The sequence below is a fragment of the Colwellia polaris genome (genome assembly GCF_002104515.1).
Lineage (GTDB): Bacteria > Pseudomonadota > Gammaproteobacteria > Enterobacterales > Alteromonadaceae > Cognaticolwellia > Cognaticolwellia polaris.
Genome location: NZ_NBOE01000007.1, coordinates 13141 through 34639 on the forward strand (window position 1 = coordinate 13141; position 21499 = coordinate 34639).

Sequence of the window (21499 nt, forward strand, 5' to 3'; positions counted from 1 at the left end):
GTGAATTTAATGTGACTTACCGATTTTACGTCACGCTATATTATCACTGTTAGGCAATTAATAGTTTAAAACCTAACACTGACTTAGTTTTTTTGCGCTGAATTTTGTCATTAATTGTGCTAACGTAACACTATATTCTCCATCGGGTAACTTATCATTATGTTGACGGTATTTAACAATATTATTGATCGTTGCTTTTTCACGGTTACATTTATTTTAGGTGTGCAGCTGCCTGAGTTTATGCAGCAATATCAGCAACGTCTCGGTGGCCACTTAGCCGAAGCTCAATCTCAATTGGCTCAATTTGAACTGATAGCACAGCAACACTTTGAAGGCAGTTTAATTACCATGATTGCACGCTATAAAGAAAACACTGAAGCTTCTATTATCAGCACGGGCGAGTTAATTGAACATTTATCTTTACGTGTAGACTACTTAGCAAATCATTTAACACAAATATCTCAATCAGATTATCTCAACAGTGTATACCAAATTATTTGGCATTTAGACAAGCAAATAGCTTCAGGGACCGCCGAGAACTTTTCCATGGCAATTCCGCTAGAACTCAATGCTATAGCTACGGGTGCCACTTTAGCCATTGGAGGATTAATTTTGAAAGAGTTAACGGTATTGCTTGTTAAATACCCATTTAAAAAAACTAACGCTGTAACCCCCTAACCCACGATAAAACGTCAAACAAACCCCACAAAAAATATTGTTAATTTCTTTCAGGGCAATAATGCGAGTTACTCAAGGTGCTTAATTTTCCATACTTTGCCTAATTTCGTCTTTAGCATTTAACGCTACCTCTACAAAAGCGCAAACGGTTGCACGGTTATTATTTTTATTATATTGAATTTGTAATGGTATTGGCATATTGATGTTTTTTAGTGGTAAAAAGTGGCAGTCTTCACTATACAGCTTACGTACACAGTAAGGTGCAATAGCTACACCTAAACCTGCTGACACTTCTGTTATTAAGGTTTGCATATGCCGAGGCTGACTGGTTATATTGGGTGAAAAGTTAGCTTCTTTACATAGCCTAATGGTTTCATCAAAGAGCCCAAACGCTTCACTTCGATTAAAAATAATAAAGGCTTCATGCTTCAACTCTGTTAAATCTACACTTTGCTTACTAGCAAGTTTATGATTTGCATTCACAATAGCAACAAGCTTGTCTGTATAAATACAATGACTTATAAACTCATCGCTTATTGACTGAGGTAAGGGCCGAGAAAATGCGACATCGATTTGATCACTTTTTAGTGCTTCAATTTGCTCGGTAACTGTCATTTCAAATAACGTTACATGCACCTGCGGAAACTGTGATTTATATCGACGAACCAATGTAGACAAAAAAGTTAAACAAGCTGAGCTTAAATAGGCAATATTAAGTTTCCCTATTTGTCCATTATGTGCACGTTTAACCTGTACTTTTGCCTGCGCTGTTAACGCTATAATTGAGTTTGCATCTTTTAGTAGTTGCTCTCCCGCTTGAGTAATAGCAACATCGCGTGAATTTCGGGTAAATAAACTCACACCAAGCTCTATTTCTAATGCCGAAATATGTCGGCTTATAGCAGGTTGTACTGTATGAAGCTCCTTTGCTGCTTCTGAAAAACTTTTATGTTTAGCAACGCTAATAAAGCTTTTTAAAACTTTTATATCCATTGATTTATTCCAATTATATTTTGAGTCATATTGCTTAGAATTATTGCGCTTAAAAAAACACCATGAATACATTTTTAGTATAGATTCTATAATATATTAACATTTTTTATATAGATAAAAACCAACTATCATCGTGTCATTATTTTTTACCTTGAGATAAAAATGCACACACCTTCGCAGCGCCAACCTTTAAATCAATTTCTTTTATTATTAATGGCAACCACTATTGCCGCAACAGCAGCAAACTTGTATTACAGCCAACCTATTCTGCCATTAATTGCCCAAGAGTTTTATTTAACTGATTCACAATTAGGCAGTATTCCCGCCTTAACTCAGTTGGGATACGCTTTTGCACTTCTCTTTATTTCTCCGCTGGGTGATGCTATCCCGCGCCGGCGTTTAATCAGCGTTTTATCTTGCTTACTGGTAATGTCCTGCGCTTTAGCGGTAGTTGCACCGAGTTTAACGTTTTTATTAATCGCTGTATTTCTGATCGGGGTAAGCGCGAATATTACCCAGCAGCTGATCCCTTTTGCTGCCTCACTGGTATCGCAAGAAAACAAAGCAACAACTCTTGGTACATTAATGATGGGATTAACCCTGGGCATTCTTCTTTCAAGAACGTTAAGTGGATTTGTGGGAGAGCACTATGGTTGGCGCAGTGTTTTTATCATGTCGGCAGTGTTAGCAGCCATATTCGGTATTTTATTGCAGCTATTTTTACCCAATAACAAACCGCAAAGTCGTCTACGTTATTGGCCGCTACTAAAAAGCACGCTTAATTTATTTACCCAACATAAATCATTACAAACATTCACATTATCGGGGGCATGTTGGTTTGCTGCGTTTAACGCGCTTTGGGCAACACTTGCAATCTATGTCAGCCAAGCTCCGTTCAATTATAACGCACAGCAAGCAGGACTCTTTGGTGTAATTGCTTTAGCTGGTGTAATTGGCGCTAAAGCTTCTGGCAAGTGGGTTAATAAATTGGGCGCTAAAACGTTAATTTTAATTGTGCTTGGATTAGCGGCTACTGGGTTTTCAATAACGGGGCTTTTTTCCGGTAACCTTTTAGCGCTAATTATTGGCATTATTTTTATCGACTTCGCTATTTTTAGTGCACAAGTTGCTAATCAAGTTCGAGTTTTTAGTATTGATGCAAACGCACAAAGCCGAATAAACGGTATTTATATGCTGGGTTATTACACCGGTGGTGCATTAGGTTCAATTGCTGGTATTAAAGCTTTTTCGCTTTACCAATGGCCAGGCGTTGTCATTATCAGTATTTTTTTCATTTTATTGAGCACTACTTTCAACTCATTCGCTAAAAAATAATCACTTTTCTATTGCCCTTACTTTGGAGCTTTTATGCATCAGTTAAAAATAATCGGTAGTTATACATTATTGTGTATTTCCTGCTTAACAATCATGGTTGGTGCACTGGTTGCACCTGGTTTAATCAAAATTTCAAGCGCATTAGGTGTATCTGATAACGCAATATTATTAGTAACATTACCCGCTTTAGGTGCGATTATTTTTGCCCCAATAGCTGGTAAGCTAATTGATCGTTATGGTGCCTATAAATCGGTAATTGCTGGACTATTTCTCTATGGTTTTTTAGGGGTAAGTGTTTACTGGTTATACGGTCCAATGCTGGTTTTTACGAACCGAGTTCTACTCGGTGGTGTAACTGCCTTAGTTATGGCAGGTAGCACTGTACTTATTTCGCAATGGTACTTCGCTAAAGCGCGATTAGATATGATAGCTAAACAAGGAATGGCGATAGAATTAGGTGGGGTAATATTTTTATCTTTAGGTGGCTTATTTGCTTCTTGGCATTGGGCATTGCCTTTGTCACTTTATTTAGTTTCATGGATATTTCTCGTTATGTTGTTGCTTTTTATCCCTAAGCGTCACCCCAACGAACTACAAACCAATGCTCCTAAACAAGCTATTCTCGACAATAAAACGCTATCTCTAAACAGTATTTATGCTATTGCTGTTCTGAGTATGATTGCCTTTTTTACCAGTATTATTTTACTTCCTATTAGTATGCATGAAAAAAATTACAATGAAGAACAAGTCGGGTTTTTACTTGCGTTTATATCGCTAATCGCAGTTGTAACCGCCAACTTTATGCCCAAACTGACCAGAATATTCAGAGAGAAAAAAGTTTTAGTATTAGCTTTTATTGCCTACAGTGCTTCGTTCTTTTGTTTCTTACAACAAGGAGCAGCTTTATTGGTTATTGGTGCTGTTTTTAGCGGTATTGGGTTTGGCTTAAGTGTTCCACTATTAAACCATATGACTGTTGAACTTAGCGATATAAAAGTTAGAGGGCGTAATTTATCCTTTTTCACGATGGCTATATTTTCTGGCCAGTTCTTAACATCTTTTGTTGAGTACATACCTGGCGGTATAACAAACGTGTTTATTAGTGGGGTAATATTTTGTTTGCTGGTTGTTATGACATTATCTGCTTCATTGATCGGCTTTCAACAAAAACAACGCCAATAACTAAAGTATTGATTTTTTGCCAATAAAAAAGGTTGCCTAAGCAACCTTTTTTAATACTGTACTAACTACAAAACTGACTTGCTTATTCGCTATTACCGTCTTCTACGCGACTTTTAAGTTTTTGGCCAGGTCGAAAAGTTACTACTTTACGCGCTGAAATTGGAATGTCTTCACCTGTTTTAGGGTTACGACCAGGACGTTCACTTTTAACACGTAGGTCGAAATTACCAAAACCAGACAATTTAACTTGCTCGCCTGATTCTAAGGTTTCGCGAATTTCTTCAAAAAACACTTCAACCATATCTTTTGCGTCACGCTTACTTAGCCCGACTTTTTCAAATAAATGTTCTGCTACTTCTGCTTTTGTTAGCGCCATTATTTAATCCCTCAGAGATGCATTTAGTTCAGTTTTTAAGGTATCAACCACTCGGTCAACTACGTCAGTGATATCCTTTTCTTCTAAGGTTTTATTATTATCTTGCAATGTCATTGCTATTGCTAAGCTCTTAAAACCAGATTCTATACCATTACCTTGGTATACATCGAACAAGTTTAGATCAACTAAATAATTTCCGCCAACCTTTTCAATAAGTTGTAGTACTTTATTTGCACTAACTTGCTCTTCTACCACTACAGCGATGTCACGTCTGTTGGCCGGAAAGCGAGATATGTCGCGTGCTTGAGGGATATTTTGTGTACAAACTTCGCTCAATAAAAGTTCAAAAACTAATGTGCGTCCATTAAGGCCTAATTTTCGTTCTAATTCAGGATGTAAGGCACCAACATGACCAACCAGTACACCATTTTTATGAATAGCAGCTGTTTGTCCTGGGTGTAAAGCGTCAATTTCAGCCTTAGAAAAAACAAATTCACTTTCGTTATTTGTTAATCCTAGCAATGCTTGCACATCAGATTTAATGTCGTAAAAGTCTGAAGCAGCTTTTTCAATATCCCAATGTTCTTCACTGCGTTGACCGCTTAGAACACCTGCAATCATGTTTTCTTGACGAACACCATTTTCTACACTGTTATCTGGGATAAAACGTAAACCTGCTTCAAATAAACGTACACGTGCTTGTTGACGATTTTGATTATAGGCAACCGATTGTAATAATCCGGTCCATAAACTTACACGCATTTCTGACATTTCAGAAGAAATAGGATGCGGTAAAGTCATGGTCTCTTGTCCAGGGTGTAATTGCGCCTGTACTTTCGGATCAACAAAACTATAAGTTATTGCTTCTTGGTAGCCACGATTAACTAAAACGTTACGTAGTTTACTCAGTGGCAACTGTGCTTCTTTTTGCTCACGCATCGCTAACGTTGCTTTTGGTGAAACATTGGGAATATTGTTGTAACCAAATATGCGAGCAACTTCTTCAATTAAGTCAACTTCAATACTGATATCAAAACGGTATGCTGGTACAACAACAGTCCACACTTTGTCTTGCTCTGTTCCGTTTTCAGTAACGTTAAAGCCTAAACGCGTTAATATATCGCTAACAGTAGCATCTTTAATATGGTGGCCAATACGAGCATCTAACTTTGCTCTGCGCAGTGTTACAGTTTTTTCAGCTGGAATATTATCTTTTGAAACGGCTTCAACGATAGGTCCGGCTTCACCACCGACAATTTCAAGCAGTAATTGTGTTGCACGTTCCATAGCATCATGTTGAAGTTGTGGATCAATACCACGTTCATAACGGTGCGATGCATCAGTATGTAAACCATATTGACGTGCCTTACCTAAGATAGCTAAAGGTGCAAAAAACGCACTTTCTAAGAAAATATCTTTTGATTCGTTAGTAACACCTGATGCTAAACCACCAAAAATACCCGCCATCGCTAATGCTTTTGCGTTATCAGCTATCACCAACGTTTGTGTTGATAATGTAACTTCATTACCATCTAACAAGGTTAGTTTTTCTGCTTCATTAGCGTAACGTACGTTAATGCCACCTTCTATTGCTGCCAAGTCAAAAGCATGCATTGGGTGGCCTTGTTCAAGCAATACAAAGTTAGTTACATCAACCACAGGATCAATTGAACGTGTACCACAACGACGTAGCTTCTCAACCATCCATAAAGGTGTTTGGGCATTAACATTAATGTTTTTAATCACACGACCTAAATAGCGTGGACAAGCAGATTCAGCGGATAATGTGATATCAAGCGTATCATCAATTGTTGGAGATACTGTTGCTATTTCAGGCTCAGTTACACTTAAGCTATTTAATACACCCACTTCACGAGCCAAACCTTTAAGGCCTAAGCAATCGCCACGGTTAGCAGTTAAGTCCACATCAATCGTTACATCGTTAAGATCAAGGTATTCACGAACACATTGACCAATAGGCGCATCGCTGGCTAATTCCATGATACCGTCAGCGCTGTCGGCTAAACCAATCTCAGATTCACTACACAACATACCGTGTGATGGTACACCGCGAAGCTTTGCTTTTTTAATTTTAAAATCGCCCGGTAATACAGCACCAACAGTGGCAACGGCTACTTTTAAACCTAAACGACAATTTTTAGCGCCACAAACAATATCGACTAACTCACCGTCATTAAAGTCTGGACCTAAATTAATTTTTGTTACTTGTAATTTGTCTGCGTCTGGATGAGGGCCACATTCAACCACTTCACCAATTAACACACCGCTAAATTCACCCGCTACAGGTTCTACGGCGTCAACTTCTAGACCAGCCATAGTAATTTGATGTGCTAATTCATCTGAAGATATAGCAGGATTAACCCACTCACGTAACCAAGATTCACTAAATTTCATTATATGGCTTTCCTACTTGAACTGTTTTAAGAAGCGAAGATCATTTTCAAAGAATGAGCGTAAGTCATTTACGCCGTAACGTAACATGGTTAATCGCTCAACCCCCATACCGAAAGCAAAGCCGGTATAAACTTCAGGGTCAATACCAACGCTGCGCAGTACATTTGGATGCACCATGCCACAGCCTAATACTTCTAACCATTTGCCATTTTTGCCCATAATATCGACCTCAGCAGAAGGTTCAGTAAATGGGAAATATGATGGGCGGAAGCGAATTTCTACTTCTTCTTCAAAAAAGTGATGTAAAAAGTCATGCAACACACCTTTTAAATGCGTAAAACTTACGTCTTTATCCACCATTAAGCCTTCTACTTGATGGAACATTGGCGTATGTGTTTGGTCATAATCGTTACGATACACTTTACCCGGAGAAATAATACGCAAAGGTGGCTGTTCTTTTTCCATGGTACGTATTTGTACACCAGACGTTTGCGTACGAAGCACTAACTTAGGGTTAAAGTAGAACGTATCATGATCTTGACGAGCAGGATGATGTTCAGGGATATTTAAAGCATCGAAGTTATGAAAGTCGTCTTCAACTTCTGGGCCTTGTTTAACAGAGAAACCTAAATCACCGAAAAAGCTTTCAATTCTTTCAATGGTACGCGTAACAGGGTGTAATCCACCTAACTCATCGCCACGACCAGGCAATGTTACATCGATAGATTCAGCAGCAAGTTGTTGCTTGATAACAGCGGCACGTAATAATTCACCACGTTCAGTCAACAATTTTTGCACTTGCTGTTTAGCGATGTTAATCACTTGACCCGCTTTGGGCTTTTCTTCTTTTGGTAACTTGCTTAGGCCTTTCATTTGCTCAGTGAACAAACCTTTTTTGCCTAAGAAATTAACGCGAACTTGGTCAAGTTCTGCAGGATCAGTCGCCGCTGCAATTGCTTGTTCTGCCTGCAATATAATATCGTCTAAATTCATGAGTTCCTCTAAAGCGTGTTCAAAGCGCCCATAGTTTTAGTACAAAAATATAGGGCATTAACATCGGCCTAATTTGGCCTTTAGCTAGACTTTTTCGATTAATAAAATGGTGAACGATTTTACACAAAAAATTAACGTTAGAGTAGAGTAAATATACGTTTTTCAAGAAATATCACCGCTAATTACTAATTAAACGCCATTGAGATAATAAATTATTAAATTACTAACCTATAATTAGTGATTAAACACTACAATAAATATTTAATCGTGTTATTCCAGATAAAAAAATGGCTTCAAATTCTGAAGCCATTTTTTGTTTTAATCTTGTTTATTTTCAAGATTATGAATATCGCTAGTAATCTCTATTACATGTTATAGCCAACTTCATCATGCTCTGTTAAATCTAAGCCAGTAGTTTCTTGCTCTTTTGAAACCCTTAACCCTTTAGTCATTAATGCGACTAATTTAAAGAGAATGTAAGATACAACAGCGGTATAAACAATTGTAGAACCTATGCCAATTAACTGTACGGTTACTTGCCCAAGCATAGTTGTAATACCCTCAGCGTAACCAAAGCCACTAAACGCACCCAGTTCTGTAGAAGCAAATACACCGGCCAGTAAAGTGCCTAATATGCCACCTATACCATGAACGGGAAACACATCTAAAGAGTCGTCAATTTTAAGCTTCTGTTTAATATAAACTGTTGAGTAAAAACAAATAATACCCGCAGAAATACCAATAATTAACGCGCCACCAGGGCCAACAAAACCTGACGCTGGCGTAATAGTACCTAAGCCAGCAACCATACCAGTTACCGCGCCAAGTACACTTGCTTTACCAAATTTTCTCCATTCAATTGCAGCCCAAGTTAAGGCACCAGCAGAGGCAGAAAGATGAGTAACTAGCATTGCCATCGCAGCATCTCCATTAGCTGCTAAAGCACTACCACCATTAAACCCAAACCAACCAACCCATAACATACCTGCGCCAGTCACTGTCATCGTTAAGTTATGCGGTAACATAGGTGTTTTTGGAAAGCCGTGACGAGGACCAAGCACTACTGCGGCAACAAGTGCTGCAACACCAGCAGTAATATGTACCACAATACCACCAGCAAAATCATAAACGCCCATTTGTGCAAGCCATCCGCCGCCCCAAACCCAATGGGTAATCGGTGCATACACAATTAAAAGCCATAACCCCGAAAACAATAATACCGCTGAGAACTTCATTCGCTCTGCATAAGCACCGACAATAAGCGCAGGTGTTATTACCGCAAAGGTCATTTGAAAAAGCATAAACAAACTTTCTGGAATATCCCCTGCTAGTGTCTCTTTGGTCATGCCAACCATTAGCACTTTACTAAAGTCGCCTATCCAGGCATTACCTTCGCCAAAAGCTAAACTGTAGCCAACAATAAACCATAATATTGATGAAACACCTGCAATGGCAAAACACTGCATTAAAATTGAGAGTATATTTTTACGACGAACTAAACCGCCATAAAAAAGCGCTAAGCCTGGTAAGGTCATCAATAAAACTAATGCGGTTGAAGTTAATACCCATGCGGTATTCGAACTGTTAAGTGTTGCCTCTTGCGCATAGCTAGGTAAAGAAACCAGTAAGGCGATAAGTGTGATTAATATTTTATTCATTTTTACATCCACTATTTAAATCTATTTGCTATATGTACTCTTTAGTCGAGTTTGTTATTACTTCTACATGAACTAGCTAGTATTAAATAGCGTCGTCGTCTACTTCTCCGGTTCGAATACGGGTAATATTCTCAATATTGGTGACAAAAATTTTACCATCACCAATTTTTCCGGTTTGAGCCGAGCTAACAATAGTGTCAATAACACGCTCAGCAAAATCGTCTTTAACTGCAATTTCAAATTTAATTTTTGGTAGAAAATCTACTGAGTATTCAGCGCCACGATAAAGCTCAGTGTGGCCCTTTTGACGACCAAAGCCTTTGACTTCTGTTACTGTCATACCATCTAAACCAATTTCGTTTAGAGCTTCACGGACATCGTCCATTTTGAAGGGCTTAATAATTGCGGTTATTAGTTTCATTCGATCACCTTTAGTGCATTCATAGTTAATTTATTTCTTATTATTTCCTAACACTAAGCACCATTTATGCCCAACTTAAAAAGTATAACTATAATAACAACTTAAGGAGAATCCACTTGATTTGAATAAAGAACAACGAACCAGTATGGTGCAAACTAAAAACAGAAAGGCGCTATATTGGTGCGAAAAAGCCGTCTTGCTACTGAATGGGGCAACAATGTAAATGCTAAGCTAGTTATGTCGGCTAGTTATGTGGGCTAGGAATGTATGCGGATAAATAAGCCTATTGTCATAAAGTTCTAAAGCCCTATAAACCATATCTAACCTAAACGCTGAATAAGCAGCACTTGCTCAATGCTCCCTTTTAACCCATTGCCTGCGTTAAAACGTCGATAAATAGCGCGCTATCCATAAACATTTTTCTTGGGCAATGACATAAATGAAGCATTGATGGAGTCTATTCGTGATGTTCACTTTGCTATAGCATTTACTTTAGCACCTAAACTTTTGATTCACTTGAGTATCAAGCACTCATTACCCAGAGTTCAGGTTATATAAAAAAGCCCCGCTAATGCGAGGCTATTTTCAATACAAGTGTATTAACTTACTTAGGGTTTATCCGCTAGGTTTTCGTCTACTTTGCATACAATGCAAATTAACTTTTTATCTTCGTCGTCTTCTACGTGGTGCTTTTAAGGCCTCATCTTCAGCGCTAACAGCTTCAGTGGCTGGCTGTTTAACATCCTCATTTTTGTTATCTTTTTCTATGATATCAGTAAAAATATTCTTGGAAGTTACAGGTTCTTCTTTAGTAAAAACAGATTTGAAGATATTTTTCACACCAGACTCAAGTTTAGACTGTAGATTGGGGTTCTTATCATCGTTTTCTTCTGTCGCCAGATTACTAGGGTTGGCTACATTAGCTGTTTTCTCTTTACCCTCAACCTGAGCTTCAACGGAAGGTTCTTTTACTGCCACAGGCTTAGCTTTATCATTAGATGCTTTTACGGCTTCTACTTGTTCACTTGCTTGCTTTTTTGTAACGCCAGCTTCTTCTGTAGATGTATTATTGTTATTGTTTGAGTCACTTGGGCGCGTATTAACCTTTTTAATATCAACGCGTTTAGGTGCACGAGTACTAATAACCTTAGCCGTTGGTACTTTTTTCACTTCAGGCGCTACTTTGCTATTATCTTTTTGCTCTGCAGTGTCTTCAGCCTTTGCGTTTTTTTCAGCTTCTGTAGGTTGCTCAACCTTTGTAACTTTAGTTGATTCAGCTTTTTGTTCAGGCTTTGTATTTTTTACGGTTTCAGATTTTTGCTCAGGCTTTGCATTTTTTTCGGTTTCAGCTTTAACAGTGTCTTTTGATACTAATTGAATTGACGATGCATTAGTTTTCGTTTTTTGAGCTTGCTGTGGCACAACAGTGCTTTTTACTGACTTAGTCGACACCTTTTCATTAAATTCATTTACTACTGTGTCTAGCTTTGTTTGAGATAAATTAACTACCTGCTTAAGATTATTTAATTTTGCTTCCAAAGCTAAATATTGCTGTTCAACATCATTAATATTGCCCTTCATTTCAGGACTTAATGACGCCGTTAGTTTTTTATAATTTTCAATCTCTTGTGCAAAGAGTGAGGCATTAGCTTCACTATCAGCAAGTTTTTGATTCATTTCATCAAAGTATTGATTCAACGTTTGTTCTTTCGAAAAAAACTCATCAATAATGACTTGAGGTATTTGGGCGCTGTTTTCAGGCTCGGGTAATAATGCCTGAAATTCACTTATACTATGAACGGGTAACCATTGTGTGTAACTAGCCTGCCAAGCATAAGCATCTTGATTTTCTACAACATATTTTTTTGCTTCGGCTATTGCTAGAGGTTCAGTTACTTGACCATTTTTTGAAAAAATCCATGTATTCATTATTTATTCTTCTTTTTATTGAAATTACATTTAACGAATAAAAATATAAACGTACGTATTACATTTAATTTAATTTAATTTAGTTTTAATCGCCAGGTTTTGTTGTAGCGCAGCAAATTGCTGTTCAATATTAGCAATAACCGAACTTACTTCACTATTTAAGCTCTGGGTTAACTCTAGATAACGATTTATTTCTCCCGTTACCTCAGCAATATCATCACTAATTGGCGTAAGTTCCGAGTCTAGTTTATCTAACTGAGTCACCAATTGACGCTCTTCTTCAACAAAAGCTAACCTTAACTCTTCAGGAATATCGAGTGGAGGAGAAGGAATATCTGCAGCAACATTAAAATGGCTAATTTGATTGACTGGTGTCCAGTGCGAATATAACGGCTGCCATGCATATAGATATGGATTATTTGCCACCAATGCTTGTGCTTCAGTTAAATCAAAAGGACCTTTAATTTTCCCATTATCGAGTAGAAACCATTTATTCATTATTATTACCTTTTATTATTATTGTTTAACTCATTAATCAATCACAAAAAATAGCCAAGTGTTACTACATTGATAAGGTAGGTTTATCCATATTCATAAAAAGTTGAATGGCATTTTGTATTTGCTGGCTTAGATTTTCGTGATCTTCCACGAAAGCGACTCCAACACCCGCATCATTACCATTTTGAGAATTTTGAGGAGTTACCCACCCTACTTGAGCTTTAACACAAATTGACTCTAGTGAATCAGGTAGACTAACGTAAAGGTTGATCGGTGTGCCTAAATCATACTCATCATCAGTACGAAAAAACAAACCACCATGTTTGAAAAAAGGCATATAAGAATCATAAAGATCTGCGTTATCATGATATTCTAATAAAATACTTTCCATTGTTTATCGACTTCCCTCTTACCACTGTATTAATTTAGCTAAAAACTGTAATTATTATTTTATTAATGCACATCATTTAACTACCCTTGTGAATCAGTGTCAAGTTCCTTAAAACTTAATTAAATAACATGTACAAGATATTATCATCAAAATTTACTGATAAAAAAGCCCCGCTGTTACGAGGCTGTTTTAGTATATTGGTATCACGATTAATTAACACTCAAGCCTAATCGATCAGTTGATATTTATCTCGTAAAATATCAATAATTTCTTGTTTCGGATTTTGCGATAAAACAATTTTTTCACCAATGACTTTCTCTGCAATGGCAAGATAAGTTGCCGATAGAGACATTAACACTTCAGCAGGTAGTTCGTTATCGCGAGCAAGCGCTTCACGCTCTGTCATTCGGTCTTTATTCAAAAGAATATCAGGGTCTGGAAAGTGGCTAAGAAGTAATTGGCGGAAGCCTTCTTTAGAGTTTTCAACAATTTTACCCGCACGATATTGCTCGCCATCCCAAATGCGTGATGAATCAGGCGTGCCTACTTCATCCATATAAATTAGTTTGTCATTACCGTTACGGTCTTTAACATAGCCAAATTCAAATTTGGTATCGACAAAAATTTGATCAATGTTAGCTAATGCATCAGAGATAACATCAAAGCCCTCTGTTAATAACTTTTCATATAAAGCTATATCTTCGGGTGACTTGAAGTTAAAAGCCGCAAAGTTATCTTCAATGTTTTTACGCGTAATGTTAACATCGTCAACCGCTGGAACGCCTGGAATACCTTGCAAAATGCCTTTTGTAGACGGAGTTTGTAGCAGTGTTGGTAACTTACTGTCTTTTTCAAGCCCATCGTTTAGCTCGATACCACAAAACTCACGCTCGCCTTTTGCATAAGAGCGCCACATTGAGCCGGTAATATATTGACGACAAATAGCTTCTATCATTACAGGCTTAGCTTTTTGTACGATCCAAACAAAAGGATGAGGAATATCGAGAATATGGCTGTCAGCTAAACCTTGCTTTTTAAATAGTTTAAACCAATGATTAGAAATAGCATTAAGTGCCGCACCTTTGCCCGGAACGCCTTTCATGCCACCTTCACCGTGCCAAATACAATCAAAAGCAGAAATACGATCGCTGATCACCATAATCGCTAGCGGTGTATCAAGTGCAACATCGTAGTTTTTTTCTTCAATTAAACGACGGCTGTCATCTTCAGTTAACCAATATACAGAACGTACTTTGCCACTATGAACAGCAGCACCAGTGCGGATAGGCAAATCGTTGTTTACCGCTAAAATTTGATCAGCAAGACTCATAATAAGACCTTTACTTCCTATAGTTAAATAAACGTTTAACTAAACAGGTTGATGTTCAAGTGAGTAACCCGCTTAATTAATCGCTCATGCCATAGCAACAATATTTCCTGACTTAGTAGTCAGTTTCTTAACATTTAAAAAAAAGAAAAGGACGCCAGAGGCGTCCTTTTTTTATCGAGCTAATATCTCAAACTTATGCTAAAGAAGCTTGCGCTTTTTCAACTAAGAATGTGAAAGCTGCTTTATCGTATACTGCGATGTCAGCTAGGATCTTACGATCGATTTCAATAGAAGCCTTTTTAAGACCATTAATGAAACGGCTGTAAGATAAACCATTTTGACGAGCTGCTGCGTTTATACGAGCAATCCAAAGTTGACGGAATTGACGCTTACGTTGACGACGGTCACGGTATGCGTATTGGCCAGCTTTAGTTACAGCTTGGAAAGCAACGCGATAAACGCGACTACGGGCACCGTAGTAACCTTTAGCTTGCTTTAGAACCTTTTTGTGACGTGCACGTGCTTGTACACCACGTTTTACTCTTGCCATTTTCTATTTCTCCTATTAACCGTGACGTAAAAGTTTTTTAACTGACTTAATGTCAGATGCGGCGATCATGCATTTAGCACGAAGATGACGCTTAACTTTAGTACGGCGTTTAGTCAAAATATGACGAAGACCGGCTTGTTTAAATTTATAGCCTGTGGCTGTCTGTTTAAAGCGCTTTGCAGCACCTTTATTGGTTTTCATTTTAGGCATGTTAATAACTCCGCATTGTTATGCCAAATATAAAGTAAACGAGGGCGAGAATTTCTCAGCGCTTAGTAGTTAAACTAAGATGTCGAATTCTACTTGTAGGCCTTGTCTACCAGCTTAAAGATAATAGCGGTGAGTTAATTATTCCGAAAAACAATTAACTACTTGTCAAACCGGGTCCTATCTATTTTTTAGGGGCGAGAACCATCACCATTTGACGCCCTTCCGCTCTACGAGGGAAAAACTCGACTACAGTCAATTCTTCTAAATCGTTTTTAACGCGAGTTAGAATTTCAAGACCTAGTTCTTGGTGGGCCATTTCACGGCCACGGAAACGTAATGTTACCTTGACCTTGTCGCCGCCTTCTAAAAAGCGTTTCAGGTTGCGTAGTTTGACCTGATAATCGCCTTCATCTGTTCCAGGACGGAATTTAATTTCCTTAACCTGTATTTGTTTCTGGTTTTTACGTTGTTCTTTCTGTTCTTTAGCTTTTTCATAGATAAACTTACCGTAATCCATGACGCGACAAACAGGAGGTTTAGCTGTTGGGCTGATTTCTACGAGATCTACACCTGCGTCATCCGCTTGGTCCATTGCTTCATCTAAAGTAACTATGCCACCAGGTTCGCCGTCAAATTTAATTAAACGAACTTCATTGCCCTGAATACCTGTGATTAACTCATTTAAACGATGCGCCGGCTCTTTTTGCCCGCCACGTTGTCCACCTTTAATAGCCATGTTCCTCCAAAGAACGTTGTGACCAAGTAAGCACTAATTTTAGCTCACTTGGGTTAAATAATAATATTACGTGTTTATTTCAAAGTGTTTATTGACGAGTTTTCACTTCGTTCGATAATTTAGCAACAAAGTCGTCTACGGACATTGTACCTAAATCTTCACCACTTCGAGTTCGTACTGCAATTTCGCCAGTTTCCATTTCTTTATCACCAACAACTAACAAATACGGAACACGCTTTAAAGTATGCTCGCGGATTTTAAAGCCTATCTTCTCATTTCTCAAGTCTAGTTTTGCTCTAAATCCATTTTCTTTTAGTTTTTTTACAACTTTTTCACAATATTGACCCTGTTTGTCGGTAATATTCATCACAGTTGCTTGAATTGGCGATAACCAAGTTGGAAATTTGCCAGTGTACTCTTCGATCAAAATTCCGATAAAACGCTCAAGTGAACCCAAAATTGCACGATGGATCATCACTGGAATGTATCTTTCGTTGTCTTCACCAACATAAGTTGCGCCTAAACGCTCTGGTAAAGCAAAATCGAGTTGCACAGTACCACATTGCCAAGCACGTCCCAAACAATCCATTAAGGTAAATTCAATTTTAGGACCGTAAAAAGCACCTTCGCCTGGTAGGTATTCAAATTTAATATCGCTGTCAGTTAATGCTTGAGCAAGGCCGGCTTCAGCTTTATCCCAAATTTCGTCACTGCCAATACGGTTTTCAGGACGCGTAGAAAGCTTAACAACAATATCTTCAAAGCCAAATGAGCCATAGACGTCGTAAACCATTTCGATACATTTGGTTACTTCAGCTTGTACTTGTGACTCCATACAGAAAATATGGGCATCGTCTTGCGTAAAACCACGTACACGCATTAAGCCATGTAAAGAACCCGATGGCTCATTACGGTGACAACAGCCAAACTCAGCAATACGCAGTGGCAAATCACGATAAGATTTTAACCCTTGGTTAAATATTTGTACGTGGCCTGGGCAGTTCATGGGTTTTATTGCGTATTCACGCTTTTCTGACTCAGTGGTAAACATGCCATCAGCATATTTATCCCAGTGGCCAGATTTCTCCCAAAGGCTGCGGTCCATCATCATTGGCGCTTTAACTTCGTCGTAATCATATTCGTGTAGCTTTTCACGAACAAATTTTTCTAACTCAGTGTAAATCGTCCAGCCATCGTTATGCCAAAACACCATACCTGGCGCTTCTTCTTGCCAATGGAATAAATCTAGCGTTTTACCAATTTTACGATGATCGCGCTTTTCAGCTTCCGCTAAACGTACAATATAAGCTTTTAATTGTTTTTTATCTGCCCATGCTGTGCCGTATACACGTTGCAGCATTTTATTATCTGAATTGCCACGCCAGTATGCGCCAGCAACTTTCATCAACTTAAAGTGATGACAATGACGCATGCTTGGCACGTGAGGACCACGACACATGTCAATGTATTCTTGATGATGATAAAGCGCTGGTGTATCTGACTTATCAATATTTTCATCAAGAATTTCTAATTTGTAGGTTTCACCACGTTCGGTGAAAGCATCGTAAGCATCTTGCCACGTACCTGTTTTTTTAATAACTTCATAGCCGGTTCTGGCTAATTCTGTCATGCGCTTTTCTAGTTTAACTAAATCGTCTTCGGTGATTGATTCTTCTAAATCAACATCATAATAAAAACCGTTTTCGATTGTCGGACCAATAGCCATTTTGGTGTTTGGCCATAATTGCTTAATAGCATGGCCTAATAAATGTGCACAAGAGTGGCGAATGATCTCTAAACCTTCACTATCTTTACTGGTAATAAGTTGCAGAGCTGCATCTTCTTTTATTAATTCACAAGCATCAACTAATTCACCGTTGATACGACCAGCAATGGTGGCTTTTGCCAAACCAGGACCAATATCAAGGGCAACGTCCATTACAGACACAGCTTGTTCAAAAGAGCGTTGACTACCATCGGGAAGCGTAATTACAGGCATGTAGTTTTCCTTTGTTCAGTGGCGACACACACTAAGTGCCGCTTGAGATTTATTAATTAATATTTATAACGACCACATTAATGCTTAAGCAATAAATGGCGCTATATAAAGCTAAATTCGATATTATATTGTTAGACTACAAACACAAAGATATGAGAATGAAAAAATTGTGCTGAGCCGAGCACGGGAATATAGGGGAATTCTCTATAATTTGCAATGGACAGGACCAGTATATTGAACAAGCAAGTAAAAAAAACGTTAACCTTTAAAATAGTCATGATGCTTAGCACTTGTTTTAGCTTGTTATCAATGCAGAGTTTAGCAGCACAAAGTACTGTTGAGGTTATCAATGAAAGTTATAGTGAAAACCAAGAAACTCCTTGGAAATTATGGAAGAAAAATGCTTCTTTCAGCGTTAGTTACCGTATTAATAGCGAGGCCAATTTAATTGAAGTAAAAGCACAAGCCAGATTTAACTCAACGCTTGCCGGTTTTCTTTACTTTATTGAAGATTTAAGCCTAACACCTCAATGGCTTGACAACGCAAAGTCAGCGCAGCTTATTGAAGAAGTTTCAAACAACGAGCATATCTTCAATATTCAGTTTAATAGTATATGGCCATTTTCTGCCCGTGAGATGGTTGTGCACTCTAGATATTGGCAAAATAAAGATTTATCGATTGATATTTTGGTTAAAGACGCAAAGGAAACTTCAAAAAACCAACACGTGGTGCGTATGCAAGTTCTAGGTGCTCATTGGAAAATTGTACCTATTGAGCCTAATAAAATCGATATTACTTATCAATTTATGATTGACCCAAAAGGTAACGTACCTCAATGGCTAGCCAAACCGATGACATTGCGTGGTATTTGGTCTAGCTTGCAAAACATGAACGCGAAATTACCTAAAAGTAAGTATCAACAAGTGACTAAAGCGAACATTAAAGAGATGTTGGAAGTAAGTGATTAAGTAACTTGTGATAAAGAAAAGTGCAACTAATACCTTAATATACACCTCAATATTCATCTCAATAAAAATATAACAGTCACTTTTTAATGATAAAGCTTCAAGTTACCCTGAACATTAACTTGAAGCTCTAAAATGGCATTTTAAGCGTGTTGTTTAAGCATAGAAAGCGCCATAGCTTCAGCAACTTTAATGCCATCAATACCTGCAGATAAAATACCGCCAGCATAACCTGCTCCCTCACCTGCAGGATACAGCCCTCTAGTATTAACACTTTCAAAGCTTTCTTTATCACGTGTAATATTAATCGGCGATGAGGTACGAGTTTCAACAGCAGTTAAAGTTGCATCAGCCATCGAAAAGCCTTTTATTTTACGTTCAAATGCAGGCAAAGCCTCACGTATTGCTTCAATAGCGTAAGCCGGTAATGTTTCACTTAAGTCACAGTACTTAACACCGGGTTTGTAAGAAGGCGAAACTGAACCATGCTCGCCACTTTTACGACCAGCGAGAAAATCACCAACAAGTTGCACTGGCGCATCGTAGTTTTCACCACCGAGTTTAAAAGCGGTTTCTTCAAGTCGACGTTGAAATTCAATACCTGCAAGGACATTGTCTTTACTGCCGTTTTCGTCATAATCTTCAGGTGATATGCCGACAACAATGGCACTATTAGCATTGCGTTCATGGCGTGAATATTGGCTCATTCCGTTAGTGACTAAGCGACCTTCTTCTGATGCTGCCGCAACCACGGTTCCACCCGGGCACATACAAAAACTATAAACTGAGCGACCATTTTTACAGTGGTGCACAAGCTTGTAATCTGCAGCGCCTAAAATAGGATTACCCGCATTTTCGCCGAAACGTGCATCGTCAATCACCGATTGTTCATGTTCAATTCTAAACCCGACTGAAAATGGTTTAGCTTTTATGAAAACACCTTTTTCATGCAGCATAGCAAAAGTATCACGCGCGCTGTGACCAATTGCTAAGGCAATATGCTTGGTCGATATCACTTCACCCGTTGCTAAGGTTAAACCAGTAACTTGCATATTATCAGTGCCGTCATTCGCACTTTCAAAATGAATATCGTCCACACGTTGATCAAAACGCACTTCGCCACCAAGACGATGAATTTCAGCACGCATTTGCTCAACCATGGTCACTAATTTAAAGGTACCAATATGTGGTTTACTAACAAATAATATTTCTGCAGGTGCGCCAGCATCAACAAACTCATGCAATACTTTACGACTATAATGTTTTGGATCTTTTACTTGGCTGTATAATTTACCGTCTGAAAACGTACCCGCGCCACCTTCACCAAACTGTACGTTTGATTCAGTATTAAGAATTTTTTTACGCCAAAAACCAAAAGTATCTTTAGTACGCTGACGTACATCTTTTCCGCGTTCTAAAATAATAGGCTTAAAACCCATTTGTGCTAATAATAAACCAGCGAATAAACCACAAGGGCCCATACCAATAACCACAGGACGCTCGCTTAAGTTTTCAGGTGCCTGCCCAACAAATTTGTAGCTAGTATCGGGACTGGTTTTAATGTTCTGGTTTTTACTGTGCGTTATCAACAGTTCTTCATTAACGGTTGTTTCAACGTCTAGTGTGTACATTAGAATGATGTTGCTTTTTTTACGCGCGTCATAACCACGTTTAAAAACTGAAAAGTCTACAAGCTGCTCAGCAGAAATTTCTAATATAGAAAGAATAGCTAGCTTTAATTCTTCAGGTTGATGGTTAAGGGGTAATTTGACGTTAGTTAAACGCAACATATTAGGTTTCCAAAGCAAGACTAGGGTAAAAATTGGCGCTATTTTACCTGATACTCTCAGCGATACCAAATACAAAGCTAAAACATTAATTGAAATTGTTGGCTAGCAAGGTATGATCCGCATATTAATCGCAAATATGCGCTAGATTTAAACATTTAACATCCAACTAACTTCCAACTTAAGCAGAGTAAAATGGCGTTTGTAGTAACTGATAATTGTATTCAATGTAAATATACAGATTGTGTCGCTGTATGCCCTGCTGACGCCTTTCATCAAGGTCCTAACTTTTTAGTTATTAACCCCGACTCATGTATTGATTGTGATTTATGCCCGGTTGAATGCCCTGCAGAGGCAATTTATCAGGAAGATGAAGTACCAGAAGATCAAAAAGACTTTATAGAGCTTAATGCTGAATTGGCAAAAACATGGCCGGTTATTACCGAAGTTATTCCTGCCCCTGCTGATGCCGAGCAATGGGACGGTGTTGCTAATAAAATAGAAAACTTAATTATCGATATTGAGTAATCTATAAGGAAAATCTATAAGGAATAATTAATTTCTAACCTTAACTTCTCTCCTTATTCCCTACCGTAATCATACGAAGCTAACCTTTGGTGTTGATATAAAACAACTTACCAGAAAACAACCTTAGTATGGCCTTGGATTTCGGCCATCAAGCTTTATCATCAGGGCGATAATATTTAACTTTTTTGCGATTACATCACTCGCATTTTCATTAAAAATGACCATACTTAAAACTAGGGTTTATAAAGTTAACATCGAGGAGGCAACATGCCCCATGATATTAAAGAACAACGCATTGAATGCCCAAATTGCGGCCATCATATCCGTGTATCATTAGACGCTAGTGAAGGCGACCAAGACTATTATGAAGAATGCCCAGCGTGTTGCATGGAAATGCATTTGAATTTGCACATAGACGAATACAATAAAAAAATTCAGCTAGCGGTTGCCAGCGATAATGAACAGTACTTTTAAGCTGAGAATGTAAGGCAATGCTCAACCCTTTATTATGCTTTAACAGTAAG

21 protein-coding genes are annotated in these 21499 nt (G+C 38.2%); 6 read left to right on the forward strand and 15 right to left on the reverse strand.

Translation table 11 applies throughout. The features are described 5' to 3' along the window. Positions 1-159 precede the first annotated feature (159 nt). Positions 160-678, forward strand: coding sequence for a DUF2937 family protein (locus tag B6A32_RS12030; RefSeq protein WP_085304372.1), 519 nt, complete (start codon positions 160-162; stop codon positions 676-678). An 81-nt stretch (positions 679-759) separates the two neighbouring features. On the opposite strand, the gene B6A32_RS12035 is transcribed toward B6A32_RS12030, so the two are convergent. Then, positions 760-1671, reverse strand: a complete 912-nt coding sequence (locus tag B6A32_RS12035) for a LysR family transcriptional regulator (protein WP_085304373.1) — start codon at positions 1669-1671, stop codon at positions 760-762. A gap of 162 nt (positions 1672-1833) precedes the next feature. Between B6A32_RS12035 and B6A32_RS12040 the strand changes: the two genes are divergently transcribed. Both B6A32_RS12040 and B6A32_RS12045 read left to right on the forward strand, forming a co-directional pair. Beyond that, positions 1834-3006 (forward strand): MFS transporter, encoded by a 1173-nt coding sequence (locus B6A32_RS12040; protein WP_085304374.1) that lies wholly within the window; start codon positions 1834-1836, stop codon positions 3004-3006. 33 nt (positions 3007-3039) lie between these two features. Continuing rightward, positions 3040-4188, forward strand: coding sequence for an MFS transporter (locus B6A32_RS12045; RefSeq protein ID WP_085304375.1), 1149 nt, complete (start codon positions 3040-3042; stop codon positions 4186-4188). Between the two features lie 82 nt (positions 4189-4270). On the opposite strand, the gene B6A32_RS12050 is transcribed toward B6A32_RS12045, so the two are convergent. The 13 genes from B6A32_RS12050 to thrS all read right to left on the reverse strand — a co-directional run bounded on the left by B6A32_RS12050 (position 4271) and on the right by thrS (position 17694). Continuing rightward, entirely contained in the window at positions 4271-4564 is a 294-nt protein-coding gene (locus tag B6A32_RS12050; RefSeq protein WP_085304376.1) for an integration host factor subunit alpha, read from the reverse strand. A 3-nt stretch (positions 4565-4567) separates the two neighbouring features. Further along, positions 4568-6979 carry a phenylalanine--tRNA ligase subunit beta gene (gene pheT / locus B6A32_RS12055; RefSeq protein ID WP_085304377.1) on the reverse strand — a complete coding sequence of 804 codons (2412 nt, stop codon included), beginning with the start codon at positions 6977-6979 and terminating at the stop codon, positions 4568-4570. Positions 6980-6991: 12 nt separating this feature from the next. Continuing rightward, complete coding sequence (gene pheS, locus B6A32_RS12060; RefSeq protein WP_085304378.1) at positions 6992-7972, reverse strand: phenylalanine--tRNA ligase subunit alpha; 981 nt, start codon at positions 7970-7972, stop codon at positions 6992-6994. Positions 7973-8337: 365 nt separating this feature from the next. Next, complete coding sequence (locus B6A32_RS12065) at positions 8338-9630, reverse strand: ammonium transporter (RefSeq protein WP_085304379.1); 1293 nt, start codon at positions 9628-9630, stop codon at positions 8338-8340. A gap of 82 nt (positions 9631-9712) precedes the next feature. Next, positions 9713-10051, reverse strand: a complete 339-nt coding sequence (locus tag B6A32_RS12070; RefSeq protein ID WP_085304380.1) for a P-II family nitrogen regulator — start codon at positions 10049-10051, stop codon at positions 9713-9715. A gap of 663 nt (positions 10052-10714) precedes the next feature. Further along, on the reverse strand, positions 10715-11980 hold the full coding sequence (locus B6A32_RS12075) for a GYF domain-containing protein (protein WP_085304381.1): 1266 nt from the start codon (positions 11978-11980) through the stop codon (positions 10715-10717). 69 nt (positions 11981-12049) lie between these two features. Beyond that, a complete protein-coding gene (locus B6A32_RS12080; protein ID WP_085304383.1) occupies positions 12050-12478 on the reverse strand; it encodes a GYF domain-containing protein in 429 nt (142 codons plus the stop codon). 64 nt (positions 12479-12542) lie between these two features. After that, complete coding sequence (locus tag B6A32_RS12085; protein WP_085304387.1) at positions 12543-12869, reverse strand: PilZ domain-containing protein; 327 nt, start codon at positions 12867-12869, stop codon at positions 12543-12545. A gap of 226 nt (positions 12870-13095) precedes the next feature. After that, a complete protein-coding gene (locus B6A32_RS12090) occupies positions 13096-14199 on the reverse strand; it encodes a phosphoribosylaminoimidazolesuccinocarboxamide synthase (protein WP_085304389.1) in 1104 nt (367 codons plus the stop codon). A gap of 193 nt (positions 14200-14392) precedes the next feature. After that, on the reverse strand, positions 14393-14749 hold the full coding sequence (gene rplT / locus B6A32_RS12095) for a 50S ribosomal protein L20 (RefSeq protein ID WP_077284679.1): 357 nt from the start codon (positions 14747-14749) through the stop codon (positions 14393-14395). Positions 14750-14764: 15 nt separating this feature from the next. After that, complete coding sequence (gene rpmI / locus B6A32_RS12100) at positions 14765-14959, reverse strand: 50S ribosomal protein L35 (protein ID WP_077342442.1); 195 nt, start codon at positions 14957-14959, stop codon at positions 14765-14767. Positions 14960-15140: 181 nt separating this feature from the next. Then, positions 15141-15695, reverse strand: a complete 555-nt coding sequence (infC, locus tag B6A32_RS12105) for a translation initiation factor IF-3 (protein ID WP_085304391.1) — start codon at positions 15693-15695, stop codon at positions 15141-15143. Positions 15696-15783: 88 nt separating this feature from the next. Beyond that, on the reverse strand, positions 15784-17694 hold the full coding sequence (gene thrS, locus B6A32_RS12110) for a threonine--tRNA ligase (protein ID WP_085304393.1): 1911 nt from the start codon (positions 17692-17694) through the stop codon (positions 15784-15786). Positions 17695-17928: 234 nt separating this feature from the next. Between thrS and B6A32_RS12115 the strand changes: the two genes are divergently transcribed. Continuing rightward, positions 17929-18663 (forward strand): START domain-containing protein, encoded by a 735-nt coding sequence (locus tag B6A32_RS12115; protein WP_158088485.1) that lies wholly within the window; start codon positions 17929-17931, stop codon positions 18661-18663. Between the two features lie 140 nt (positions 18664-18803). On the opposite strand, the gene B6A32_RS12120 is transcribed toward B6A32_RS12115, so the two are convergent. Beyond that, entirely contained in the window at positions 18804-20450 is a 1647-nt protein-coding gene (locus B6A32_RS12120; protein WP_085304397.1) for an NAD(P)/FAD-dependent oxidoreductase, read from the reverse strand. A gap of 192 nt (positions 20451-20642) precedes the next feature. Here B6A32_RS12120 and fdxA point away from each other — a divergent pair, with 192 nt between their 5' ends. Then, positions 20643-20975, forward strand: coding sequence for a ferredoxin FdxA (gene fdxA / locus B6A32_RS12125; protein ID WP_085304399.1), 333 nt, complete (start codon positions 20643-20645; stop codon positions 20973-20975). Positions 20976-21242: 267 nt separating this feature from the next. Beyond that, the gene (locus B6A32_RS12130) at positions 21243-21449 is read left to right on the forward strand and encodes a CPXCG motif-containing cysteine-rich protein (RefSeq protein WP_085304401.1); all 207 of its coding nucleotides are present in this window, start codon (positions 21243-21245) and stop codon (positions 21447-21449) included. Positions 21450-21499 lie beyond the last annotated feature (50 nt).

What these genes read in the sequence shown, in the direction of transcription:
- B6A32_RS12030 (WP_085304372.1), top strand. Translation starts at nt 160, where the DNA reads ATGTTGACGGTATTTAACAATATTATTGATCGTTGCTTTTTCACGGTT.
- B6A32_RS12035 (WP_085304373.1), bottom strand. Translation starts at nt 1,671, where the DNA reads ATGGATATAAAAGTTTTAAAAAGCTTTATTAGCGTTGCTAAACATAAA.
- B6A32_RS12040 (WP_085304374.1), top strand. Translation starts at nt 1,834, where the DNA reads ATGCACACACCTTCGCAGCGCCAACCTTTAAATCAATTTCTTTTATTA.
- B6A32_RS12045 (WP_085304375.1), top strand. Translation starts at nt 3,040, where the DNA reads ATGCATCAGTTAAAAATAATCGGTAGTTATACATTATTGTGTATTTCC.
- B6A32_RS12050 (WP_085304376.1), bottom strand. Translation starts at nt 4,564, where the DNA reads ATGGCGCTAACAAAAGCAGAAGTAGCAGAACATTTATTTGAAAAAGTC.
- pheT (WP_085304377.1), bottom strand. Translation starts at nt 6,979, where the DNA reads ATGAAATTTAGTGAATCTTGGTTACGTGAGTGGGTTAATCCTGCTATA.
- pheS (WP_085304378.1), bottom strand. Translation starts at nt 7,972, where the DNA reads ATGAATTTAGACGATATTATATTGCAGGCAGAACAAGCAATTGCAGCG.
- B6A32_RS12065 (WP_085304379.1), bottom strand. Translation starts at nt 9,630, where the DNA reads ATGAATAAAATATTAATCACACTTATCGCCTTACTGGTTTCTTTACCT.
- B6A32_RS12070 (WP_085304380.1), bottom strand. Translation starts at nt 10,051, where the DNA reads ATGAAACTAATAACCGCAATTATTAAGCCCTTCAAAATGGACGATGTC.
- B6A32_RS12075 (WP_085304381.1), bottom strand. Translation starts at nt 11,980, where the DNA reads ATGAATACATGGATTTTTTCAAAAAATGGTCAAGTAACTGAACCTCTA.
- B6A32_RS12080 (WP_085304383.1), bottom strand. Translation starts at nt 12,478, where the DNA reads ATGAATAAATGGTTTCTACTCGATAATGGGAAAATTAAAGGTCCTTTT.
- B6A32_RS12085 (WP_085304387.1), bottom strand. Translation starts at nt 12,869, where the DNA reads ATGGAAAGTATTTTATTAGAATATCATGATAACGCAGATCTTTATGAT.
- B6A32_RS12090 (WP_085304389.1), bottom strand. Translation starts at nt 14,199, where the DNA reads ATGAGTCTTGCTGATCAAATTTTAGCGGTAAACAACGATTTGCCTATC.
- rplT (WP_077284679.1), bottom strand. Translation starts at nt 14,749, where the DNA reads ATGGCAAGAGTAAAACGTGGTGTACAAGCACGTGCACGTCACAAAAAG.
- rpmI (WP_077342442.1), bottom strand. Translation starts at nt 14,959, where the DNA reads ATGCCTAAAATGAAAACCAATAAAGGTGCTGCAAAGCGCTTTAAACAG.
- infC (WP_085304391.1), bottom strand. Translation starts at nt 15,695, where the DNA reads ATGGCTATTAAAGGTGGACAACGTGGCGGGCAAAAAGAGCCGGCGCAT.
- thrS (WP_085304393.1), bottom strand. Translation starts at nt 17,694, where the DNA reads ATGCCTGTAATTACGCTTCCCGATGGTAGTCAACGCTCTTTTGAACAA.
- B6A32_RS12120 (WP_085304397.1), bottom strand. Translation starts at nt 20,450, where the DNA reads ATGTTGCGTTTAACTAACGTCAAATTACCCCTTAACCATCAACCTGAA.
- fdxA (WP_085304399.1), top strand. Translation starts at nt 20,643, where the DNA reads ATGGCGTTTGTAGTAACTGATAATTGTATTCAATGTAAATATACAGAT.
- B6A32_RS12130 (WP_085304401.1), top strand. Translation starts at nt 21,243, where the DNA reads ATGCCCCATGATATTAAAGAACAACGCATTGAATGCCCAAATTGCGGC.